The organism is Candidatus Rhodoluna planktonica, from assembly GCF_001854225.1.
Lineage (GTDB): Bacteria > Actinomycetota > Actinomycetes > Actinomycetales > Microbacteriaceae > Rhodoluna > Rhodoluna planktonica.
Map to the genome: position 1 here is coordinate 981571 of NZ_CP015208.1, position 23735 is coordinate 1005305.

The window sequence follows — 23735 nt, forward strand, 5'->3', positions numbered from 1 at the left end:
GCTCGCTTTCAGGGCCTAGTTAGCCGAACAGGTTGGTAAGGAAGAGTAGTTTTGATTTTTTACTGCGGTGAGAGCGCTTAGCGAATCGTCTAACGATTCGACCGCAATTACGGTGAGGCCCTCAGGAACGTGACCGATAACCTCATCACAGTTGGATTTTGGGGCAAAAAACAGAGTGGCTCCTTCACGAACTGCAGAAAACATCTTTTGCTGAATTCCTCCGATTGGTCCAACCGCACCGGTGGGTGAAATTGTTCCGGTTCCAGCAATTATGTTTTTTGAGGTTAGGTCACCCGGAGTCAGTTTGTCGATGACAGCGAGTGCAAACATAAGACCACCGGAGGGGCCACCAACATCAGCAAGTTCGAGCTTCACTTGAATCGGGAAGTCGTATTTGTAGCCAACAATGATGCCCAAGCGCCAGGCGCCGGTGTCGTCTTTGACCGGGGTGATTTCGTAATCGAACTGACTGCCGTTGCGCAGCACGGTCACCGTCAGCGGTTTCTGGCCATCGTATTTGGCAACCAATTCACGTAGTTGTTCAACGGTTGAAACTTTTACCGAATCGATCGCGACAACAAAATCTGAGGCGACCAGCTTTTTAGAGGCCGGTGATCCTGTATTTACCTGAGAAATGTAAACCCTCCCAGGAACTTCGTAACCCAACTCAAGCAACGCTGCCGCTATGGCATCCTGTTGAGAAATCTCCATTAGAGCAGTGCTCTCGGCTTCACTCTGCTCAACTGTCTGATTGGCTGGGAAAACCTGATCGATGGGAATCACCGACTGGCTTGGGTCTAGCCACGCCATACCGAGCTCGAGCCAACTTGGGGTGGCATTTCGGTTTCCGACAATGCTCACGGTCAAAAGGTGCAGTTCACCCTCGGTTGGATAAACTTTCGCCCCTTCGATGCTGATTACCGATTGGCCGTCGGTTTGAGCCAACAGGTCGAAAGTAGGACCTGGTCTTTCGATTACGTAAGGGGTCGGCAAAGCCACTAGGCCAAGCATCGAAACTGATGCCAGAGCGAGAAAACCAAGACCAAATCGGCGTCGAGTGCGCGGAACCGCTTCGGTTTCAAACAAACTCATGGCACCTCATCCTTCGTTGAATTAAGCCTATTTGGCGACATCAAAACTGCGAGGCGTGGGCCGCAAATCGCAGAACGCTCTAGGCGAACAAATCTGAAAGAACCCTGCATGCGCGCGCGCAAAATCAGATCGCCAGATAGCGTTGACGTTATGAAGCCCGAAGACTTCGAAGAATTTATCCGAAAATTCTTACCCGAGAACATCAACGCCGATGACTTGGCGGCCGCTGCAGGATTGCCCAAGGATCCTGAAAGTTTGCGCCTGCTCATCGAACAGATGCAAAGTGCCATGCGCGTGATGCCCAACAGCGATTCTGGTGTGAACTGGGATTTGGCTTTGTCGCAGGCAACCCAAATAGCTCGACAGGCAAATCTGCCAGTACCGGATGGGGTTCGGCGAGAGATAGAAGCCGCCCTTCAAATTGGGTCGCTTTGGCTTGGCGAGGCAACCTCGCTTAGCCAGGTGCACCATGACCCCAAACTTCTAAGCCGCGATCTGTGGGTCGCCGACGCGATTGGTCTATTCAAAGTCTTGGCTGGACCTGTTGCCGATCGAATGAGTTCGGCCTTGGCCGAAAACCTGCAGCAAAACGCACCTGAAGAGTTGGCTCAACTGCTCGGGGCAGCATCGGGCTTGCTGAAATCAGCCGGTGCCACCATTTTTGCCATGCAACTCGGTCAAGCCCTGGCCAAACTCTCAACCGAGGTGCTTGCCGGCGGTGATACCGGCCTGCCGATTTTGGACCGACCAGCTTTCATTCCGCAAAACCTGATGGCTTTTGTGGCCGAATCAGAATTACCGGCTGATCAGGTTTACATCTACCTGATCATTCGTGAATTGGCGATTACCAGCCTGTTCCGGCAGAGTCGATGGCTGCGCGATCAGGTAACAAATCAGATTACTCGGTACGCAGCCGGAATCAGCATCGATAGTGGAGCCATCAACGAGCTGGCGGAAGACCTAGATTTAGAGAATCCAGAGGAGCTTAAGCGAGCCCTAGAATCGGGAGCTTTTATCGCTGAGCGCACCGATGAACAAAAGGAAGCACTGGAAGCCATCGAAACTGCGCTTGCCATGATTGAGGGCTGGGTTGAAGCGGTCACCACCGTAGCCACAGCACGATTGCCGAAGCAGTCGGCTATTGCCGAGGCTGTGCGCCGAAGAAGAGCGGTTGGCGGACCAGCTGAGCACACTTTTGCAGCCCTGGTTGGCTTAGAACTGAGGCCGCGAAAATTGCGTGAAGCAACCGCATTCTGGTTGACCATCACAGAAAAATTGGGCGCGAGCAAACGCGATTCAGTTTTTGAGCACCCTGATTTGCTTCCAACGGCTCAAGAACTCGAAAATGTCGAAGATTTTATTGCCCGACTAGGCAGTAACGGCGATTCGATGGATGACGAACTTCGCAAACTTTTAGGCGAATCAAACTAGCCGCTGCGGCGAATCAAACTTTTAGCTGTGGAAAAGCCCGGCGAGGCTAAACGAAATTCGACACAATTTCGCCATGGTGACAAGAATCAATCCCAGCCTTCCGGCGCTTTGGCGAGACCCAAAGAACATGCAAATTGGTTACGGCAAAAAGGCTGTCCAACTGGGCAACCTCAGCCTCTCGCAAGAGAAACTGGTAGCCGCTCTTTTTATTGGCGTAGCCGACAGCCAGTTTGATCTGATTGCTCAGCAAACCGGAAATTCAATTACCGAATCAACCGAACTTCTAACCGCTCTTGAAAAAACGCTAATTCGAGACCGTGATCGAAATTTCCAACTCTCCCCCGAACTTGTCTCCAGCATGTTTGCCGAGATTAGCCGCGCAAACCTAGAACATAACCAATCTGGCAACCAAATAGTTGCCATGCGCGCAACTCGAAAAATATTCATCAACGAACTAACTGCATCCGGCTTACTGGCGGCCCAAGCACTGGCAAGTTGCGGTATCGGTCAAATATTCACTGGCGATCGAGAATTAGTTTCAAAAGCAGACTTAGGGCCCTGCGGTTATCCTGCGCAGCTTCTTGGCAAACCGCGAATTACCGCCACGCGCGACCTGCTTAGCGCATCTCCCAATCAAACTCAGATTTCTTTCAACGCATCCGTTTCAGAAAATGTCGATGCCGCGCTGCTCTTGGGTCAAGAAATAGTTGATCCAAGCAGCTATCAAAATTTTCTCAGCAGCGATACCCCGCATGCGGCGCTAATTTTCAAACAGGATGGCCTGTGGTTTTCGGGACTGGTTAGACCCGGGCTAACCCCTTGCCTGAACTGTTATCTCTCGGCTCAACACGATGAAGATTCGGCTTTCCCCACCCTTGCCAGTCAGTTGGTCAACTCAAAATCTCGGCTTGACGACACCGCATCCAGGTTATTTGCAGCGGCAATAGCTACTCGACGACTGCTTCAATATCTCGACTCTGAAACCACCGGCGCCACGTTTGAGTTAGGGGCGTTGCAGTTCAACTATTCGACGCCCGAGATTGAAGCATTCGATTGGAAATTCGCCCATAATTGCACTTGCAATTTCAGCTAGTAATCAAACCTAAAAAGCGTGAGGGCTCACGCTGCCAGCCTTTTTGATTGTCGCGTTTTGACCAGGTGATCACCAGTTGCTGCATTGCTCGAGTGACAGCAACATAGAAAAGGCGCTGCTCCTCAAAAATTTCAGCTTCAGTTTTCGCGTAACTAATCGGAAGATAACCTTCAGTCACACCGACCACAAAAACACAGGGCCACTCGAGGCCTTTGGCCGCGTGAATTGTCGACAGCGTGACAGCGGCCCGCTGTGGTTCATCTGAGCTTCTCATCCGCTCATCCAACTCGATGGCTAGAGCCCCAAGGTCAGCTGTTTCAGGCAGCTCGTCAACAATGGTCAAGAGCCCGTTGAGGGCCTCCCATTTTTCTCGAGCAGCACCTTTAGTCTCAGGTGCCAGGGCTTGCCAACCCAGCGACCGAATGATGTTCGACACCGACTCGAAGACAGTTAGGGATGATCCGCTTAGGGCCTCGGCGCGTATAGCACGGATGGCGGCCTGGATCTCAGGCCGCTGAAAATACTTCTCGCCACCGCGAACCTGATAGCTAATTCCAGCGGAAATTAGAGCATTTTCAAAAGCTTCGGATTGCCCGTTGACTCGGTACAGTATTGCAATGTCGGCTGGAGAGGTTCCCTGCGCGAGCAACCCTTCAATACGGCTAACCACGTAGGCTGCTTCGTCTGAGACTGACTCGAACTCTTGAATCCTTGGTTTTGCCGAGCCAGTTTTGCTGGCAGATTCAAGCTCAAAACTATCTGAGGTGGCCAAGCGATTTGCCGTGGCAATAATTGATTCACTGCTGCGGTAGTTTTTGGTCAACTTGACCACCTGGGCACCCTCAAATCGATTACTGAAGGTTTGCAGAAAGCGACTTGATGCGCCGGTGAAAGTGTAGATGGTTTGATTTGGGTCGCCGACAACACAAATTTCATTGCGATTTCCGAGCCAGACGTCCAATAGTTCTTGCTGCAGCGGGCTAATGTCCTGATACTCATCCACGGTAAAAAAACGATATTGAGCGTGAACGTGAGCCAGCGCTCTCGGCTCAGATTTCAACAAGCCGATAGTGAGCAACAACACATCTTCCCAATCGATCTGCTGCCTAGCTATTTTTAGTTCTTCGTACTTAGTAATCAGTTCCAACAACTTTGTCGGAGACATTCCCGCTACCGAATTTTTGCGGCTTTTCGAGTAGTCACCCATGGCCGTGAGTGAGTATTTGAGCCACTCAATTTCGGCAGCTACGTCTCGCACCGATGCGGTATCGAGCTTCAGCTTCAAACTAGTGGCAGCCTCAATAATCAACTTAGATTTCGACTCAATTACCTTTGGCGCCGCAGCACCGGTGAATTGTGGCCAAAAATACTCGAGCTGCGAGAGTGCCGCCGAGTGAAAAGTTTTAGCGCTAACGCCGGAAACACCCAAAGCGCGCAGCCGAGTTCTGAGCTCAGCGGCCGCCTTGTTGGTGTAGGTCAAAGCCAAAACCCGATTGGGCGAAAATTGGCCGGTAGCTACCCCGTATGCGATTCGGTGAGTGATGGTGCGAGTTTTACCAGTACCTGCGCCCGCGATGATGCAGGTTGGGCCGGTGAGTAGCTGGGCGGCAAGGCGCTGCTGATCATCTAACTGGTCGAGAATCTGCTCCGGCGTCACAATCCCTCGCGATCGGTGGCGCAAACTATCTCGGCACCGAACCAGTGTTCAATAATCGCCCTCGAGATAGAAAGTCGACTTGGCAAATACAGCCGGTCGGCTTCCGCTTCAATCTCGGCCCTCGAAAACCAGCGAAGTCTTTCGATTTCAATGCCATCTGGAACCGCTTCAATGTCGGGATGATCTGGGTCTAAATCGGCAAAAAATCCGACCATCAGTGAGGCTGGAAATGGCCAGGCTTGACTACCAAGATATCTCGGGTTGGTAACCCGAACGCCGGCCTCTTCATACATTTCGCGAATTACAGCTGCCTGCAGAGATTCACCGGCCTCGACAAAACCAGCCAGGATAGACCAGCGGTTTTCTCCCCAACTGCCTTGCGAACCCAGCAAAATACGTTCTTGCTGATCTATAACACCAACAATGATTGCCGGATCAGTCCTGGGGAATATTTCCTGCCCATCAGCCAAACACTTGCGAGACCAGCCGGCTTTGATGATTTCGGTTGCCGACCCGCAACGTGGGCAAAACTGATGCGACTGATGCCAGTTGTTAATGGCTAACGCCTGGGTATAAACGCCGGCATCAAGCGGGTTGAGTCCTGCGCCAGTCTTGCGCAAGCCATGCCATTCGAATTCATCAAGACCTAGTTCGGCCACCAAGTCACGATTCAAAATTGCCAGCAAAATCGGCGCACCGTAGGAAACGTAATCTGTTTCAAGCTCACTTTTACCTAGGTAAATCAGATTTTCGTAACTGGCGATTCTTTCGGCATCAAAATACACCAACTCCGGATTGCCATTGTGGACTCCGGTTGTCGGAACCTCGCCATTGAGCATCGGTAAAACACGCACGTTAGGTTGTAGCAAAATGTCGGAAACAGCAGAGACCGACTCGCGACTTAGGTAGTCACGATCGACGGCGTTTTGTGCCAAAGGCAATTTGAGCATGCTGTCACTTTCGCGTGGCGATTCAGCCTCTGATTAGACGGTGCGTCTAACCTGAACTACATGGCAAAATCTCCCTTGATTTTAGCGGCGCTAGCTAAAGACGCAGCGCCGCATCTAGATTTCTCGCAAGTAAAACCATTGACTGCAGGAACCGGCGGAGCCTTCGACAGCGCTTTGCTAACCGCAACCTCGGGGGATCACTTCACAATCAAACTGCCGAGAAACGCATCCGCTGGAACCGCGCTCGAGGTTGAGTTGAGGGCACTCAGCGCACTCACCGCAGAGGTTCGAGCAAAATTACCGTTTGAAATCACCCAGGTCGTAGGCGAGACTCGAGAGACAACGGGCATACGAGCCGTGCTCTTCAAGTTCGTCTATGGCGACCCATCGAATCCCGCGCAACTGTCGGTAGGCAGCAAGTTAGCCGATTCGGTGGCCAGAGCAATTGCCGCAATCCACTCAATTGACCGACAGGTAATCGATAACGCCGGGCTACCCAATCTGAGTATCGCTGAAATTCTCAAACTACGGATCAGCGAACTCGACCGAATCGCAGCGACCGGGCGCGTTCCTTCAGCACTGCTCACCCGCTGGGAAACTGCGTTGGAAGATGTCTCGATTTTCCATTTTCAAACCTGTGTTATTCACGGCGGCCTAAATGCGGATTCGCTGCTGAACCTAGACGATGAGGTTAGTGGCGCACTGGGTTGGTCATCGCTGCGAGTCTCAGACCCAGCTGAAGATTTTGCTTGGATTTTTGGTACCGGCTTGCACGAAAACAACGATGCTCTGTTGCGCAGTTACCTGAGCTATCGCGACGTGGTTGATCATGGATTCAAAGCTCGCGCCATTCTTTACAGCGAACTCGAGCTTGGTCGTTGGTTGCTTCACGGAATCGCTATTTCAGATCAGGCAATTATTGACGATGCGGTTGCGATGCTGAGTGTTTTAGCCGATGAGGTGCAGTCTGGCTCAATATCAAAATTGGCTGCGGGTACCGGACCTGCCGCCGTCTTGAGCAGTTCGCTGATTGAGCCAGATGTTGTGGAAGACTATGCGGCCACTGCTTTTGCCAGCCCGGCTGCAGAACCGGTATCTAACGAAGATTTGCAATACGTAGATTTGCAAACCAAACCGATTGAGCTTCCGGAAAAATCTGACAACGAACTTTTCTAAGGTTTTACGAATCCAACGAAGTTGCGAATCGGCTAACCCAGTGACCTTAGAAATTGCTGCCAACTCTCGAGCAGCTCTTCAGGATCTAGGAGCTTCGGGGATAGCTCTTCGTTTTCGGCCACAAAATATAGCGTTCCGGTGATTTTCTCGGGGGCTATGTTTTTTGCTGTGGCATAAACCCAACGATAAATCGACAACTGCCACAATTTTGCCGCAGCCTCGGTCTCGGTTTTGGGTGATTTTCCAGTTTTCCAATCGACAATTTCGATGCCGTTCGGCGTTTCAAAAACCGCATCCAATTTGCAAATGATGGTGTGGGAGCCGATGGTGAGTTGGAGCTCTTCTTCTGCAGCTATTGGCTGGAGAGTAGCCCACCGCGAGTTTTCAAAATTGGTGATCAGAGTTTCTAGATTGGCCTCTTCGAAACCCGAAATGAATTCTTTCTCGGATGCTTCCGCCCTAAATTTGCGCTCAATCCACTCGTGAAAAAGAGTGCCCGTGCGAGTGGCTTGAAAAGGTCTCGTCGGAACCGGCCGCAAAATTCGCTGAGCCAGCTTCTCGGGCTCAGAAATAAGTTGGTACATCGCCGAGGCCGCAATTCGAACTGGAAGCTCAGTTTGTTTTTTGCTGAGCTGACGTTGATCTAACTCGGCCAGCAAGAGCTCGATAGTGAACGAATCGGAGTCATCAAAATTGGAGACACTTTGACCATTTTCGATTGACTGTTCGACCTGTTCGGCCACCCGCTGCAGTTTGTTGCGATGTGCGAGACCTAAAGGCTCTAACGGCCAAGCAGTCACTTCGCTGGTCTGATCTTGGGGGTTAGTGTCTTGTTCGCGCTCAGGCATTTCAACACCGAGAGTGCTCGAACCCAAAAGCAGATAGGGAGACAGTTTTCTTGGGTTCTTGTTGCCGGCCTTCCAATAGGAGGCTGCCAGCAGTAAATTGCGTTTTGGCCGAGTTGCGGCGACATACATCAAACGCAATTCTTCACGGGCGTGATGTTCCCGATTAGCCACTTTGAAGGCCTCAACGGCATCCTTGGCATCTTTTTGAACTTGGATTTGGTCTACCTCGAGTTTTGGCAAGGCAGCGCTGTCACCGCGCAACGGAAACGGCAGCACTCCAAGGCTTAACCAGCCTGAACTTGCCCTATTCGGACTGTCAGGAAAATCGTCTTCAACCAGGTTGGCGATCGCGACGTGATCCCACTCGAGCCCTTTTGCGGCGTGAACTGTGAGCACCTGGACAACGCCCTTGACCGGTGGTTTAGTTGGAACTTCGAGACGTTCGTGTTCATCGGCAAAATCAAGCCACTCAAGAAATGCACCCAAATAGGGTCGATTGCTTGTGGTCACGTAATTTTGAACCACTTGGCCGAAAGCATTCAACTGTGCGAGCGGGTATTTTCGAACTGGATTAGCCATAAGTTCGATATCTAGCCACAGCTCCTGCTCGACAAATCGCACAAAGTCGGTCAGGTTCATTCCTGTCTGCGAGCGCAATCGCTTTAGCAGTGCTGCAGCATCGGCTAGGCGCACCAACCCGAGATCACTGAACCCGAATCGCTCTAAATTGGAAAATTGGTTGAGCACATCAAGGGCATCAACAATAGTCATCTGCTCTAAAGATGAATGCCCTGTTTCAGACTCTTTGATTTGGCGATTGTAAAAGTGCGTGAATTTTTGCAGTGACTGTAAATCTTTTGGCCCAATTCGCCAACGTGGCCCGCTGAGCAACCTGATTAGTTCGCTACCCGCTTCGGCACGGTGAATAACTTTTAATGCGCAAACTAAATCGACGATCTCTGGATAGTCGAGCAGTCCACCCAGACCGACAACATCTACCGCCAACCCTTGGGCTTCCAGTGCAGAAACATAAAGCGCCATGTTCGATCTTTTACGCAGAAGCAAGGCGGCAGTTTTATCTTCATCCATTTGATTCGCAAACCACTGAGCCACCTGTTCAACTTCTTGAGCCATAGTCTGCGAAACAGAAATTTCAATTTTGCCCTCGATAGCCGTCGGGCTCGGTGCGAGCTCTAACACCTTGAGTTCACCAATAAGTTGATTGGCAAAAGCGAGCACAGTTTTTGGGTTTCGCCATGACGTGGAGAGACTGAAGGTTGCTTGGCCAGAGCCGGCAAAATCAATGTGAAAATTAGCTAGGTTTGCCGCACTTGCTCCGCGCCAACCATAAATTGACTGATTTGGATCGCCGACGGCAAAGACCGAGCGGCCCGAAAAAAGTTCAGCTAAAAATCGCGATTGCAGCACCGAAGTATCTTGATACTCATCGAGCAGAATCTGCGAAAAAGCCGCTTGCTCTTCCTGCTTTGCAGCGTCTAGTTCAGCAACCGCCCGATAAGCCAGGGCAACCTGGTCGGCGTAGTCGACCAAGCCCAACTCACGTTTGCGGTGTTGGTAGCCCTCAGCCAATTTAGCGATTATCGGGGTTTGCTGTGCTCCCCCGAGCAAGGTATCCATGTAGGCGAACCTGCCACTATCTTCAGTTTTTAGGCTTTTAGGTAACCGAGCAAACTTTTGCGAGAGTTCACTAATTACATCTTCGATTTCGGCAGCGGTGGCACTGTTTTCAGTCATGGCCTGCGAAATATTTAGTACCGCCTCAATCAGCTGATTGAGTGACTGATCGACTTCGAGAATTCGATCATCAATTTCTGAACCAAACCGAAACAGGGTTTCGCGAACTAATTGGTATGAAGCAGCCTCGGTAAGTAGCGCGTTATCTGGCTCGAACCCTAGGCCCAGTGACCAGTTTCGGAAAATTCGATTGGCATAGCTGTTATAGGTGGAAATTGTTGGCGGGGCAAAATCGTACTCAAGTGCGGCTGGCCACAACTCTGAGTCGCGCAATCGCAACAGCCCGTCGTAGATTCTCTTATTCAGTTCGTTAGCTGCTTTTCGAGTGAAGGTTAGGCCAAGTATTTGTTCTGGCCGGCACACTTCGTTGGCAACAAGCCAGAGCACCCGAACCGACATCAATTCGGTCTTGCCAGAACCGGCACCAGCAATTACCAGCGAGGGAGAATCTATCGGGGCCAGCTCGACGGCTCGTTGCTGCTCTTCGGTGAGCTGAAACGGGCGAAGCAAAGCGTAGACATCGTTTGCCGAATATTTAGTCAACTGCAGACACCGCCTTAACCAGGTGAATTCGGCAACTTCCAAATTCGCGATCGTTAGTGCAATGCGTGCTCATGCGAGCTTCAAGCGTGAGATTGGTCATCGCCATTTCGTTGGTTGCCCGCTCGATTAGGTTTTGCAGCTCTTGGCGCAAATCGACATCAGATTTGATTGATGGCTGAACTCGCTCGACAAGTTTTTCGCCACCAATTGCCACGATTGACGCGTCAAAGTCTTGATGGTTGGTTACCCCTTCAAGTTGGCCGAAAGCGCCCGCCTCAAATGCCAATTGATAACTGCCCAACTGCGGATTTTGGCGAACATCTCTGTCGGCTGGCACCCGACTCGAGGTTTTCAGGTCGACGATTCGAATGCTGCCGTCTGGCCGAAGTTCGATGCGATCTACCTTTCCGCGCAGCCTGGCTTTACCAATATCGAACTCAAATTCGACCTCACGACCAATGACGCTGGCCGATTGAACCTCAAATTTCTGCAGGTATTCGAGCATGTTGAATAATGCCCGGCGCGCTTTTCTGCTGGTTTGCTGCTCGATCCAGTCGGCGTCAAAGCGAAGTTCAGACCATCGAGATTGCAGCATCTGCCAGTATTGCGCTTCGGCCTCGACTGCTGATGTCATAGCCACTTCTTGTTCGAAGAGTTGGTGCAAGATTGTGCCCAACGAAGATTTGAAGTCTTTGACGTCACCGCCGTTTGCCGATAAAAACCAGTGCAGCGGACACTTGGCAAAATTTTCTAACTGAGACGGGCTGATGCTGACTATTTCAGAATTTAGGTCGCTGAGCGGCTCAAGGCTAGAGAGCGGGGCAAGGCCGTACCACTGACTTGGATGGGCGCCCGGTGCTGCGGCTGAGGCCAGTTTGGCCAGTTTGACGGCCAGGGGCAAAACTTGGTCGGGCGAGGCCAAGGCAATCTGACGCCGAAGTCGGCCAACCGTGGATCGAAGATTTAGCGAATCGATCTCGAACTTGGTTGCCTCTGGCAATTCAGAGCACATAAATCGGAAAAATTGTGATGGTTGCTCATCTTCGGTCTGGGCAAAAGTGAACACAATTTTTTCGGATGCGGCACCGAGGGTCTTGAAGAGCAGCCGCGTTTCATCAGGTAGTTCAGACCTTACGAACCCTTGCTCAACATTCGAGCCGCTCAAAATCAGCGAGAGCAGCTGGGCATCGAATAGCGATGATCTGGGTTTTAGGTTCGGCCAAATTCCTTCGATTAGATCTGGAACAAAAATTCGTCGAAACCTTCGCCCGATGAGCATGGCCGGGGTGAGCAGTGGCACCTGACCAGGCAGCTCGTTGGCGGACTCGAGCGAATCTTCAGCGATGTTCTTCGACAACTGCTCGAACACAAAATGACTTGCCGGTAGCTCTGGGTTTCGCTCGACAAAGCGGTTTGCAGCCGCAAAGAGCGCGACCAGTGAATTTAGGTTTTCGGTTATCTGCGCGCTTGGATTTTCTTCAGCCAACCAATTTTGAACGGTTATTGAGCCCTCGTAAAGCGCCCAGAGCAGCTGCTCAACGCTGCCCGGCTCCGAAGCAAGACTCTGCGCCTGGGCAAAACGCTCGAGAAAGTTGGCCGCAATTTTGGCCTCGGTTCCGCGACATTGCTGCAGTATCTGCGCATCATCAAAAAGGCTTGCCAACAACTCTGAGTTGGTGATTCGAACCTGGGATGGCTCTGACCACTTTCGCAACTCGCGAGTCAGACGTCGAATTTGTAGCGAATCTAGAGAGCAGAAAGCATTTTGGAATAGTGCGGCTCGCTGAAACTGGTCTAGCTGGTCGAAATTAATGCTGGCCTGCGCCAGCTCAAGCAGGCTGCGTGCAGCAAATTGCTGACTAAACGCTTTGGCACTGCCCGCTTGAAAAACAGGCACTTCGAAGTAAGAAACCAGGGATTGCACCTGATCGAGGATGGTGCGCGAGCGAGCGACAATTGCCATCTGCTCGAAGGGGATTTTTTCGATTAGATGAGCATGCCGAATTTTTGCTGCGATGGCGGCATATTGAGTTTGCTGGTCATGAAAAATTTGAACCTCGACCGAGTCGTCGTCGAGATTTTGGGCGGTCAGCCCTTTTCGCTGAGTGCCAGCAAGAGCCGGATCAATTCGGGCTGAAACTGCTGCCATGGCAGCTGAAATTGAAGGTTGCCGCAGCGGTTGCTCAAGTCTGAATTCGCTGAAATCAGCAAACCTTGAGCGCAACTTTTGCATCAACACTTTTTGTTCGGTAGCCCTGAAGCCCAAGGTTGACGAATCTGGATCGGAAAAAAGAATCAAGCCCGCGGTAGCCGCCAAGGTCTCGAGAAAATCGACAGCTGCCGGACTGAGCTCTTGGGAATCGTCAACCAAGACTTGCTTTACCTCGGCAACCAGGTAAGGGTGCTCGATAATGGCCTGCTGGGCCGAGGAAAGCAACTGGGCAGAATCGTAGACATTATTTGGCAATGATTCGAGGTAGGCAGCTAGCACTTGGGCGGCCGACTGCCATAGCGGTTTTTGTTGCTGATTCGCCAGATACACCAGTTTTTCGGGATTGACCTGATTTTCAAGACAAATAGTGAGCAATTCACGTACTTCAGCGGCAAAGCCATTCAACGAGCGAACTGTTTTCGAGGCAACTGCCGGCCATTCGATGTCAAGTTCGGCAATTAGATTTGAAATTATGGCCTGCTGTTCGGCTCCGGTTAGTAATAGCGGCAGTTCGCGAGATTGATCTAGGGCCAATTTGTTGAGCACACCGAAGGCAAAAGAGGGCAAAGTGCGGGCGAGAGATGAAGGCACCGCGAGTTGCAATTCGACTGCCAGAAAGTCGCGAAGCTTATCGGCGGCATAGCGATTTGCCGCCAAAACCAGAACCTGATCGGGTTGGTTGGCTCTGATTAGATTGGTGGCCAAAGCGGCGAGTGCCACCGTTTTGCCACTGCCCGGCGAACCCAAAATTAAAGCATTTTGCCCCAGCGGAAGATTTGACACCTGCTGCTGAATCGGAGTTAGGTCAAACCCAGATTTCACCAAACTTTGGCGCTTAAACGAGATTTCGGGCATGGGGCTAATCTAGCCAATTGCTGCGACGTCCTGGTCTGGGTTCGGCAATTTTCGGCAATAACGGTGACCAGTTGAGGTGTTTAGAATAGAGGCTCTTGGCATAACCTAGAACAGAGACAGGAAGGCCGAAATGGACATCAGAATCGGAATCAAGCACTCGGGGCGCGAAATTAGTTTTGAAACTGACCGCAACGCAGCAGAGATTGAATCAGCGGTATCGTCTGCTCTCGAGACTGGTGCCAAATTGATTAAACTTTCCGATTCAAAAGGCAAGGTTTACCTGATCCCAGCCGAAGCGCTCTCCTACCTAGAAATTGGAGTTGAAGAGACTCGTCGCGTTGGGTTTATCGCCTAATGGACTTGAACATCATCATTAGCCAGGTGTTTTTGCTGGTTTACGCAGGCTTGTTGGGTTTGGTTGCCCCATGGATCGGGTTTAGCAACAAATCGGTAGGCAGCCTGGTTCCTATGGCGATCGCGGTTATTTGGTCCTCGGTGTTGTCAACCCTGTTGGTTCTGCTTTCTGTCGGCTATGACAATCCGCTAAACCTAACCGCGGTCATGTTATCGATGCCTCTGGCCATGTGGTTGGGCACCAAGTTAGTGGCAGCAAGATTTGCTAAGCAGCCTGCCCACCACTAGGCAGTAAGCCCGAGAGCATCCATTCTGAGAGTGTGCGCACCAATTAGTTCTGAAATCAGCGGTTCAAGTTTGCCGTAGGCGGCAAGATTAACCTGTCGCTCTTGGGCTTCAGTCAAAATCTTCGATTTAGTCACGCCGGCCAGTTTGCGATTATCCAGCCCGGCTCGAAGCTCGAGCAAGACATCTCCCATGATTCGACGCCCCCATACCGCAAGCCTCGATGCCAACTGCGGATCGTCAGCCATAGCCTGAAGCAAAACCTTTTTGGCGAAAGTTTCAAACTTTTTGTCGCTCAAGATTTTTTCAACGTCGGCGCGCAATTCCAGCGGTAATCCGGCTGAGAGTCGACGATAAAAATCGTCTAGCAAGCCACCAACAAGGTAAACCTTGATCACCGCCTCAAACCAATCAAGTCCCGCGGTGCGCGAGTGGAAGACCTCGATGCCTTCGACAAATGGTTCCATCGCGTCAGTCGGGTCAATGCCAAGGGTGGCGATTCGTTTAGAAATGGCGCGATACTTCTCGAACGACTTAGCCGCGGCCTCGCTCAGTTCGGCTTTGTACTGGGTGTTCGGCGAGTACTTCAACTCTGCAGTCAGAATTTCGAATTGGCTCAGTTGTAGATAAGCCAGGCGCCCAAGAAACTCTTTTGGTTCTGGGGTAAATGGTTTGAGATTTACCTCACCGGTGTTGCGTGCGCGCTCTTCACGGGCCGGCAGAGTTAACTTTTTAGACCGCTTAGCGAAACGCTTGAACCATTCAAACACCTCACCACTTTAGCAACCGCCATGGCTATGGGGTAGCCGGGTAGACTATTAGAAAATCAAGGAGTGCAATGAATTTCATCGAACTAGGCATCGACCAAGACATAGTCGACGCCCTAGAGGCTAAGGGAATCACCTCTCCTTTTCCGATTCAAGAACAGGCAATACCTTTGGCTCTGACTGGCCAGGACATCATCGGCCAAGCTAAAACCGGTACCGGAAAAACTCTGGGTTTTGGTTTGCCATTGATTCAAAAACTTGGTTTGTCTCCTACTCCGGGAGCAAAAGCGCTGGTTGTGGTTCCAACTCGTGAGCTAGCAATCCAGGTCGCGGATGATCTAAAACTTGCTACCGGCAACCGCTCAACCACCGTGGCCGCTATTTACGGTGGAAAGTCATACGAGGGTCAGGTTGCCGAGATTGACGCCGGTGCACAGATCATTGTGGGCACCCCCGGTCGCCTCATTGACCTATCAAAGCAGCGCAAGCTCGACCTAGGCAGCATCGAGATTATGGTTCTCGATGAGGCCGATGAAATGCTTGACCTCGGCTTTTTGCCAGATGTTGAAAAACTATTTGCCTACACCCCAGCAACTCGACAGACCATGCTGTTTTCGGCCACCATGCCGGGAGCAATCGTCAACATGGCCCGCAAGTACCAGAATCGCCCAGTTCACATCCGTGCAAATGAGCCAGATGAGGGCCACACCAAAGCAGACATCAAGCAGTTTGTCTATCGAACTCACGCCCTAGACAAAGACGAAGTTGTCGGTCGAATTTTGCAGGCCGAAGGTCGCGGCAAAACTGTTATTTTTACCAAGACCAAGCGTCAGGCCAGCAAAGTTGCCGAAGAATTGGTCGACCGAGGTTTCAGCGCTACCGGCCTTCACGGTGACATGTCTCAAGAGGCTCGCGAACGTTCGATGAACGCGTTTCGCACCGGCAAAAAAGAAATTTTGGTTGCCACCGAAGTGGCCGCACGAGGCATTGACGTTGACGACGTAACCCACGTAATCAACTACACAGTTCCAGAGGACGAGAAGGCCTACCTTCACAGAGTTGGGCGAACCGGCCGCGCGGGTCGAACCGGAATCGCTGTCACTTTCGTTGACTGGGAAGATTTGGTGCGTTGGAAACACATCAACAATGCCCTTGAATTTGGTCAAGAAGAACCAACCGAAACTTACTCAAGTTCTGAACACTTGATGAAGGATCTGAATATTGCTGCCGGCACCAAGGGTCGACTAAACAAGGCGTCCGAAGAGCCGAGGCGCAATCCAGGTCGCGAAGATAACTCAAAATCTTCAAATCGTGGCAGGTCGCAAAGTGGAAGTAAGCCCTCATCTGATCGCGGCAGAAATTCTGGAACTAAAGCACATGGCGAAAAAACTCAAGCGAGCGGTAAGGCCGCTTCGAACACCGAACACAAACCAGAGCGCTCTGGCGGGGTAAAACGCGAGCGTCGTCGCACCAGAGCCGGTCAGTAGCCATTTCCAGAACTAGTTGAGCGGTTTACTTCCGCTGGCAGTTTCGACAATGCGCTGATACATCTCTGGCGCAGTAGTGTTCTCACCGAGTCGATTCGGCTTGCCATGTTCACCGTGATAGTCACTTGAGCCGGTGACAATGAGGTCATGTTTCTGAGCTAGTCCCAGCAACCATTCGCGTGCAACTTGGGGCACCTCGCGATGAAAGACCTCAAAGCCGGCAAGACCAGCTTCGATAGCGGCTTCAAAATGCTCTTCAGGCAAATCACCGCGTTCAAGATGTTCGGGTGCGCCGCCAAGAGGATGAGCGATTACCGGTACTCCCCCAGCATCACGAACCAAACCGATAGCATCAAAAAAATCTAGGGTTTCGGTCGAGACATAGTATTTGCTGTCTTTATGCAAGGGCCCGCGAAAAACTTCGCTGCGAGACTGCCCAAAGCCCAATTCGACCATTGCATCAGCGATGGCCGGGCGACCGATAGTTGCCCCTTCTGCCAGTTGGGCTAACACTAAATCCCAGGTGATTGGAAAATCTTCGGCGAGCCGTTCAACCATCAATTTGGCCCGGTTTTCCCGAAAATTTAATGTCTGCGACATCGCCGACTGCAATTTTTCATTATTGGGATCTGGCAGATATGCCAACAGGTGAACGCTGATGAACCGCCTGCGATTGTTAGCCCAAACCTCGGAGCGGGTGGTTACCTCAATGCCCGGCACAAAAGTCATTCCAAGGCGGCTAGCGGCCTCGGCGGCCTCAGTCCAGCCGGATGTGGTGTCGTGATCGGTCAGCGCTAAAACTTCAACGCCCGCCGCGGCTGCATGCTCAAAAACCTCGGTTGGTGAATCTTTACCGTCTGATCGAATCGAGTGCGCGTGCAAATCTATCTTCATGATTGCTCTGAGCCTACCTTCTGAAATTCGAGTGGCAGAATTGGGGAATGACTGACTCAACTGAACAGCAGCGCGAAGAACGCAACAGTAACCGTTCTCGAACACCGCACAGCGCCGAATTTTTGAGCTACATCTCTTCAGGCTGGGCCAATCGCCCCAGCGTCGAGATCAGCGCTTGGCCAGTTGCAGATTTTGCCCAAGCTCGTCGGAAGTCAGTTCACAACGCTTTTCCCGATCGCCTAATTCGAATTGACGCCGGGGAAACGAAAACGCGATCAAACGACACCGAATATCGGTATCGCCCGCACTCAGCATTCAGTCACCTGACCGGTTGGGGTGCACAAACAGTTCCCGGATCAGTTTTACTGATCACCCCAAAGGGCGAATCCGTTCTGTTTTTCAGACCCACTGCAGATCGAAGCTCTGAGGAATTTTTTGCAAACTCGGCCATCGGTGAATTCTGGGTTGGCGCCAGACCAAATTTGGTGGCCGTGTCAAAGTCTCTAGCACTTGAAACTCGTGATTTGGCAGAGCTGGAAACCTGGCCGGGCTTAGATCAGGCCTTGGACCTCGACGACGAAAAACTTGCCGAATTTGTCTCCGAATTGCGTTTGATCAAAGATGAATTCGAAATCGCCGAGATGCGCCAAGCAGTCGACAAATCGATCATCGGCTTTGAGCGTGTGGTTTCTTGCTTGCCGACAGCCGTGGCTTCAAAACGGGGTGAGCGCGTGGTTGAAACAGCATTTTTTAGTGCTGCGCGCGAATTTGGGCACGATCTCGGCTATGAAACGATTGCCGCCGCGGGCGAGCACGCCTGCATTTTGCACTGGATTATCAATGATGGTGAAACCAAGAACGATGACCTGATTTTGGTCGATGCCGGAGTGGAGCTTGAATCGCACTACACGGCTGACATAACCCGAACACTGCCGATTTCAGGTACCTATTCGCCGATCCAGAGAATGATTTACGAGGCGGTGCTCGAGGCTGCTGATGCCGCCTTCGCGGTGGTTCGTCCGGGTATTAGGTTTCGTGAGGTACACGCCGCGGCAATGAAAGTTATCGCTGCAAAAACTGCTGAGTGGGGCTTGCTACCGGTTAGCGCCGAAGAGTCGCTAAAGCCTGAAAAACAATTTCATCGACGCTGGATGGTGCATGGCACCAGCCACCACCTCGGGATGGACGTGCACGACTGCGCCCAGGCCAGAGCGGAAATGTACCTGGATGCAGAGTTGAAACCAGGCATGGTCTTTACCATCGAGCCCGGTCTTTATTTCCAACCAGATGACGAATTGGTGCCGGCAGAATTTCGCGGCATCGGTGTGCGCATCGAAGACGACATCCTGGTTACCGAAACCGGTGCAGAAAACCTATCGGCAGCACTGCCCCGCGCAGCCACCGACATTGAAAATTGGATGAACTCGCTGCTGACTAAATAGTCTCGGTTGCAGACGCTTTAGCTTTTGCATCGTTCGCCATATCTGTCGGCACCTGAACTTGGTAGTTGGCGGCAACAACCTGCGACTGGGAAATCCAACTGCGTTTATTTTTGGTGAGGCTAAATCTGACCACGTTGAAAAGCATGCCGATACCGGCACCCATGATGACCGCCTGCATTACGCCCTGCAAGGCAACACTGGCGCTGGCAGTGGGGTCTGAGGTGAACAATATGCCGATAATCAAGCCCAGCCAAGCACCGGTGCTGGCGCCGGCCACAGCTAAACGCGCGTACGAAAGCTTGCCGCGCACGCGTTCTACGGTGCGCAAATCTTTGCCGACAATGGCAATTGCCCCCGCAGGAAACTCTTGCTTGATGAGCTTGTCGACATAGGCAACGGCGGCGGCGTAGTCAGAAAACTCTGCGATTACCTCACCGGTTGGCAGTGCTGCGGCTGGTTGATTTGGACTTCTTTTGTTCACCCTCTCATTCTGGCACGGGGTTCGGCACTCGTCTAAGGTTGTAGGGTGAGCGCAACTAGAGTTTTCGTGGCCAGATTGGCAGGCTGCGGTGTCTTTGACCCAGCAGGTGACCGCGTAGGTAAGGTCATCGACCTACTAGTGGCCTACCGAAAATCGGGTGCTCCAAAAGCTACCGGCATGTTGGTCGAAATTACTGGGCGACGCAGAGTTTTTGTCCCGATTAGTCGAGTTACCTCGATAGCCCCAGGTCAGGTAATTACCACCGGACTAATTGACCTCAGACGTTTCACCCAGCGTGGCCAAGAAGTTCGAGTCATTGCTGAAATGTTGGGCCGCAAGGTTCAACTAGTCGACGGTTCCGGCGAAGCTTCGATTGAAGATTTGGCGATTGAACTAAGCAAAAATCGCGACTGGCTGGTTTCAGAACTATTTTTGAGAAGACCGAAAACTTCAACCTCGCCCTTCGCGCGCGGGGCAACCTTATTTGCCGCCTGGGATCTTGTTCGGGAACAGGCCAAGGGTGATGAAAACCAGAGTGCACAGCAATTGCTGGCAACCTATTCAGATTTGCGCCCAGCTGACTTGGCTTCGGCACTGATGGACCTCCCCGACGAGCGAATGCTTGAGGTTGCCGAAGAACTCGATGACGAGCGCCTGGCTGATTTGCTCGAAGAGCTTCCCGAAGATGAGCAAATCGACATCATTCAAGAACTTGATGACGAACGTGCCGCTGAAGTTCTTGACCTGATGGAACCAGATGATGCCGCCGACCTGATGGCAAACCTTCCCGAGGAACGCACCGAGGCAATTCTTGAACTGATGGACGAAGAAGAAGCTGAAGACATTCGAATGCTGATGCAATTCGATGAATTCACCGCGGGTGGTCTGATGACCACGGAGCCGATCATCTGTGCTGCCGACGCTACCGTTGCTGAGGCAATGGCCTTGATTCGCCGCAAAGAGGTGGCACCGGTTTTGGCCGCCAGCGTATTCGTCACCCTGCCCCCTTATGAAACGGCAACCGGTCGCTATCTGGGTGTGGTCCATTTCCAAAAAATGCTTCGCTATCCGCCCCATGAACGACTAGGGTCGTTGCTGGACACCGAACTTGAGCCGGTGTCGTCAGATACCCATATCAAAGAAATCCACCGCCTCTTGGCGAACTACAACTTGGTTGCCTTGCCGGTAGTCGATAAAGAAAATCGTCTAATTGGTGTGGTTACCGTGGATGACGTTTTAGATCACCTTTTGCCCGATGACTGGAGAACCGACGAGGAGGCTCGCTAATGGCAAAAAACCGCCTAGACGCGCCTCTGCGCAAGCGTGAACGCTTTGTTCCAAAAATCGGAATCGACCGCGAGCGGTTTGGGCGCGCATCTGAGGCCTTTGCTCGGGCAATGGGCACCGGTGCATTTCTTATTTGGATGACGGTGATTATTGCCGTTTGGCTTACCTGGAACACTCTGGCGCCCGAAGCAGCTCAATTCGACCCACGCGGCCTGAACTTCACGCTGCTCACCCTAATTCTCTCGATGCAAGCCTCATACGCAGCACCGCTAATTCTGCTCGCTCAAAATCGACAGGATGACCGAGACCGAGTGAAGTTTGAGCAAGACCGGCAACGTGCAGAGCGTAACTTGGCGGACACCGAATACTTGGCTCGCGAGGTTGTCGCGCTTCGCCTGGCCTTAGAGGAGATGGCCACACAAGATTTTGTTCGAGACGAATTGCGATCATCCATGCGTGACCTTTTAGAAGAACTTCGCGGCGATGTTAGCGAAAGTAAAAACGGCAAAAAAGGCAAATGAGCGCAACTGAAGTATTTTCCGCGCTGTCTACTGTCATCGATCCTGAACTTCGGTTACCGATTACCGAGCTCAACATGGTTGAGTTCAGCGACCGCAAAGTAACCGTAAAACTCACCGTTGCCGGATGCCCGGCAGCTAACCGAATTGAAGCCGATGTTCGCGCCGCGCTGAGCCAATTTGATCTCGATATTCAAATGTCTGTGATGACGGCCGCCGAACGAGAAGAACTCAAAACAAAACTGCGAAACGGCCGAGCCGCTCGGGTAAATCCCTTTGACCGCGAATCACTCACCAGAATTTTTCTGATTGGATCTGGCAAAGGCGGTGTCGGTAAATCATCGGTCACTGCAAATTTGGCTGTTGCTCTAGCTCAGTTGGGTCATCGCGTTGGTCTAATCGACGCTGATATTTTTGGCTTTTCAATTCCGGGACAGTTGGGCTTGACCGCGAAACCGACTCGGGTCGATGACATGATTTTGCCCCCCGTTTTCGAAAACGGCGAACACGCGGTGAAGGTCATTTCAATTGGCATGTTTGTTGACACGAATCAACCGATTGCCTGGCGCGGCCCGATGCTTCATCGAGCTGTCGAACAGTTCTTGATTGACGTTCACTGGGGCGATTTAGATTTTCTACTGGTTGACCTACCACCCGGCACCGGAGATGTTGCCATCAGCATCGGACAGCAATTACCCACGGCAAAATCTATCGTGGTGACCACACCGCAGAGTGCTGCGGCCGATGTTGCTGTTCGCAGCGGTTCAGTAGGTTTGCAAACCGGCCAAAAAGTCTTTGGTGTGATCGAAAATATGGCTTGGCTAGAACAACCAAATGGTGAACGCCTTGAGCTTTTTGGAGCCGGTGGCGGAGCTGCCGTGGCTAAATCGTTGAGCGAACTTACTGGTGAGCCGGTGGCCGTAGTTGCCCAAATTCCGCTCAGCATGGCCTTGCGCGAAGGCTCAGATTTAGGAAAACCCGTTGTCTTGGCTAACCCGCATGATGCCGCAGCAAAAGCAATCTTGGACTTGGCTAAAAAAATGAGTAGCGAGCCAATCGGACTGGTTGGAAAACGGCTTAGAGTTAGCCTGTGAGCAACTCAGGAATCAGTCAATTAGTTTCCCATCTTGGCAACACCGCTGAATCAATAGCGGTGAAGAACCCCGCAACCGGGAAAATTACCTATCAACTTCCGCAGCACACTGCCGCGCAGGTTTTAGAAAAATTCCAATTGGCTTCGCATGCATCGAAAGACTGGGCCGCAACTTCGGTTGCCGATCGCGTTGAGATCTTGAAGCGCTGGCACAAGCTGGTCTTAGCCAACGAAAATAAACTGCTCGACCTATTGCAACTTGAGACTGGCAAGTCTCGAGCCCACGCCTTTGAAGAATATCTGGGAGCGGTAACCCCGGTTAGCTATTACGCCTCGATTGCAAAAAAGACCTTGGCCCCAACCCGAACTAAACCGGGTGTTCCACTGCTTACAAAAACCTATGTTCGGCATGAGCCAATCGGCGTAGTTGGTGTGATTACTCCTTGGAACTATCCACTCGCGCTCACCATGCTCGATGTGGTTCCCGCATTGGTGGCCGGCAATACCGTTTTACAAAAAGCAGACAATCAAACGGCTCTGACCGCTTTATTTGCTCGCAGTCTGGCAATTACCGCTGGCATCCCAGAAAATTGCTGGCAAATTGTCACCGGTCCGGCGGCCGAGGTGGGAAATGCAATTGTTGATAGCGTCGACTACGTGGCCTTCACCGGGTCAACCGCGACCGGAAGAATTGTGGCCCAACGAGCTGCCGGTCGACTAATTGGGGTTTCGCTTGAATTGGGCGGCAAAAACCCGATGATTGTGCTTGAGAGTGCCGATGTTTCGCGAGCTGCCGAAATCGCCATCGCCGGCGCAGTCGGCTCAGCTGGCCAACTCTGCGTCTCAATAGAACGTGTATTTGTAGCCAATGCAATCAAAGCTGAGTTTTTAAGGGCCATCAGTTCAAAACTCGACCAGTTTCAAATTGGCGTCTCAAACGACTTCAGCATGGATGTCGGTTCGTTGACTGGCGAAGCGCAATTGAATCGAGTATCCGGTTTTGTCGCGGATGCTACCGCCAAGGGCGCCAAGATTATCTCTGGCGGAAAAGCACTGCCTCAGCTTGGGCCACATTTCTATGCACCAACTGTGCTTACCGATGTGACCGAAGATGCCAACCTTTTCAAGGCTGAGACATTCGGGCCGGTAATTAGCGTGACTGGTTTTGACCGAGTTGAAGATGCCATCGCTCAAGCAAACGACACCGAATACGGTCTCAACGCATCCGTGGTGGGAGATGAGCGTGAAGCACTAGCGGTAGCCGAGAAACTGTCCGCTGGCAGCGTGAACATCAACGAAGGGTTCCGTGCCAGCTTTGCGTCAATGGAGTCGCCGATGGGAGGCATGAAAGCTTCTGGCCTGGGCCGAAGAAATGGCCCGGCTGGTTTGCTGAAATACACCGAGGCAAAGAGTATTGGCATCTCGCGTGGGCCGATTAAATTGCCGTACCGGGCTGCCCAGTACAAGACTTTGGCACCACTTATGCGCCTACTGCTGAAATACTGGCGCTAAAAC

At 51.9% G+C, this 23735-nt stretch carries 19 protein-coding genes; 11 read left to right on the plus strand and 8 right to left on the minus strand.

Going from position 1 to position 23735, the window contains the following annotated elements; genetic code table 11:
• Nucleotides 1–15: 15 nt before the first annotated feature.
• Nucleotides 16–1092: a YlbL family protein gene (locus A4Z71_RS04900; RefSeq protein ID WP_070954805.1), complete on the minus strand. Its 1077-nt coding sequence runs from the start codon at nucleotides 1090–1092 to the stop codon at nucleotides 16–18.
• Between the two features lie 108 nt (nucleotides 1093–1200).
• Between A4Z71_RS04900 and A4Z71_RS04905 the strand changes: the two genes are divergently transcribed.
• Together A4Z71_RS04905 and A4Z71_RS04910 are read left to right on the plus strand one after the other, a co-directional pair.
• Entirely contained in the window at nucleotides 1201–2523 is a 1323-nt protein-coding gene (locus A4Z71_RS04905; RefSeq protein WP_084028427.1) for a zinc-dependent metalloprotease, read from the plus strand.
• A gap of 73 nt (nucleotides 2524–2596) precedes the next feature.
• Complete coding sequence (locus A4Z71_RS04910) at nucleotides 2597–3616, plus strand: hypothetical protein (protein WP_070954806.1); 1020 nt, start codon at nucleotides 2597–2599, stop codon at nucleotides 3614–3616.
• On the opposite strand, the gene A4Z71_RS04915 is transcribed toward A4Z71_RS04910, so the two are convergent.
• Together A4Z71_RS04915 and nudC are read right to left on the minus strand one after the other, a co-directional pair.
• Nucleotides 3609–5273, minus strand: a complete 1665-nt coding sequence (locus tag A4Z71_RS04915; RefSeq protein ID WP_070954807.1) for an ATP-dependent helicase — start codon at nucleotides 5271–5273, stop codon at nucleotides 3609–3611. The genes A4Z71_RS04910 and A4Z71_RS04915 overlap by 8 nt on opposite strands.
• The gene (gene nudC / locus A4Z71_RS04920) at nucleotides 5270–6223 is read right to left on the minus strand and encodes an NAD(+) diphosphatase (RefSeq protein ID WP_070954808.1); all 954 of its coding nucleotides are present in this window, start codon (nucleotides 6221–6223) and stop codon (nucleotides 5270–5272) included. The genes A4Z71_RS04915 and nudC overlap by 4 nt, the downstream gene beginning before the upstream one ends.
• 60 nt (nucleotides 6224–6283) lie before the next feature.
• Between nudC and A4Z71_RS04925 the strand changes: the two genes are divergently transcribed.
• Nucleotides 6284–7399: a phosphotransferase gene (locus A4Z71_RS04925; protein WP_070954809.1), complete on the plus strand. Its 1116-nt coding sequence runs from the start codon at nucleotides 6284–6286 to the stop codon at nucleotides 7397–7399.
• 32 nt (nucleotides 7400–7431) lie between these two features.
• On the opposite strand, the gene A4Z71_RS04930 is transcribed toward A4Z71_RS04925, so the two are convergent.
• Both A4Z71_RS04930 and A4Z71_RS04935 read right to left on the minus strand, forming a co-directional pair.
• A complete protein-coding gene (locus A4Z71_RS04930) occupies nucleotides 7432–10545 on the minus strand; it encodes an ATP-dependent DNA helicase (RefSeq protein ID WP_070954810.1) in 3114 nt (1037 codons plus the stop codon).
• Nucleotides 10538–13612, minus strand: a complete 3075-nt coding sequence (locus A4Z71_RS04935) for an ATP-dependent DNA helicase (protein WP_070954811.1) — start codon at nucleotides 13610–13612, stop codon at nucleotides 10538–10540. The genes A4Z71_RS04930 and A4Z71_RS04935 overlap by 8 nt, the downstream gene beginning before the upstream one ends.
• Before the next feature lie 130 nt (nucleotides 13613–13742).
• Between A4Z71_RS04935 and A4Z71_RS04940 the strand changes: the two genes are divergently transcribed.
• Both A4Z71_RS04940 and A4Z71_RS04945 read left to right on the plus strand, forming a co-directional pair.
• Nucleotides 13743–13967, plus strand: coding sequence for a DUF3107 domain-containing protein (locus tag A4Z71_RS04940; RefSeq protein ID WP_070954812.1), 225 nt, complete (start codon nucleotides 13743–13745; stop codon nucleotides 13965–13967).
• A complete protein-coding gene (locus A4Z71_RS04945) occupies nucleotides 13967–14254 on the plus strand; it encodes a hypothetical protein (RefSeq protein WP_070954813.1) in 288 nt (95 codons plus the stop codon). Before A4Z71_RS04940 ends, A4Z71_RS04945 begins: the two co-directional genes overlap by 1 nt.
• Here the strand turns inward: A4Z71_RS04945 and A4Z71_RS04950 are convergent.
• A complete protein-coding gene (locus A4Z71_RS04950; protein WP_084028430.1) occupies nucleotides 14251–15021 on the minus strand; it encodes a ferritin-like fold-containing protein in 771 nt (256 codons plus the stop codon). The genes A4Z71_RS04945 and A4Z71_RS04950 overlap by 4 nt on opposite strands.
• A gap of 68 nt (nucleotides 15022–15089) precedes the next feature.
• On the opposite strand from A4Z71_RS04950, the gene A4Z71_RS04955 reads away from it, so the two are divergent.
• Complete coding sequence (locus A4Z71_RS04955) at nucleotides 15090–16505, plus strand: DEAD/DEAH box helicase (protein WP_070954814.1); 1416 nt, start codon at nucleotides 15090–15092, stop codon at nucleotides 16503–16505.
• A gap of 12 nt (nucleotides 16506–16517) precedes the next feature.
• Here the strand turns inward: A4Z71_RS04955 and A4Z71_RS04960 are convergent, their stop codons facing one another.
• Complete coding sequence (locus tag A4Z71_RS04960) at nucleotides 16518–17399, minus strand: PHP domain-containing protein (protein WP_070954815.1); 882 nt, start codon at nucleotides 17397–17399, stop codon at nucleotides 16518–16520.
• Between the two features lie 47 nt (nucleotides 17400–17446).
• On the opposite strand from A4Z71_RS04960, the gene A4Z71_RS04965 reads away from it, so the two are divergent.
• Complete coding sequence (locus tag A4Z71_RS04965; RefSeq protein ID WP_070954816.1) at nucleotides 17447–18841, plus strand: aminopeptidase P family protein; 1395 nt, start codon at nucleotides 17447–17449, stop codon at nucleotides 18839–18841.
• On the opposite strand, the gene A4Z71_RS04970 is transcribed toward A4Z71_RS04965, so the two are convergent.
• Nucleotides 18834–19322, minus strand: a complete 489-nt coding sequence (locus A4Z71_RS04970; protein WP_084028431.1) for a YflT domain-containing protein — start codon at nucleotides 19320–19322, stop codon at nucleotides 18834–18836. The genes A4Z71_RS04965 and A4Z71_RS04970 overlap by 8 nt on opposite strands.
• A 45-nt stretch (nucleotides 19323–19367) precedes the next feature.
• Here A4Z71_RS04970 and A4Z71_RS04975 point away from each other — a divergent pair, with 45 nt between their 5' ends.
• Genes A4Z71_RS04975 through A4Z71_RS04990 form a run of 4 tightly spaced genes read left to right on the plus strand, consistent with a single transcriptional unit; the run spans nucleotide 19368 to nucleotide 23732 of the window.
• Entirely contained in the window at nucleotides 19368–20609 is a 1242-nt protein-coding gene (locus A4Z71_RS04975; protein ID WP_070954817.1) for a magnesium transporter MgtE N-terminal domain-containing protein, read from the plus strand.
• Nucleotides 20609–21130 (plus strand): DUF1003 domain-containing protein, encoded by a 522-nt coding sequence (locus A4Z71_RS04980; protein WP_070954818.1) that lies wholly within the window; start codon nucleotides 20609–20611, stop codon nucleotides 21128–21130. The genes A4Z71_RS04975 and A4Z71_RS04980 overlap by 1 nt, the downstream gene beginning before the upstream one ends.
• Entirely contained in the window at nucleotides 21127–22221 is a 1095-nt protein-coding gene (locus A4Z71_RS04985) for a P-loop NTPase (RefSeq protein WP_070954819.1), read from the plus strand. Before A4Z71_RS04980 ends, A4Z71_RS04985 begins: the two co-directional genes overlap by 4 nt.
• On the plus strand, nucleotides 22218–23732 hold the full coding sequence (locus tag A4Z71_RS04990; protein ID WP_070954820.1) for a succinic semialdehyde dehydrogenase: 1515 nt from the start codon (nucleotides 22218–22220) through the stop codon (nucleotides 23730–23732). The genes A4Z71_RS04985 and A4Z71_RS04990 overlap by 4 nt, the downstream gene beginning before the upstream one ends.
• The last annotated feature ends 3 nt before the right edge of the window (nucleotides 23733–23735 follow it).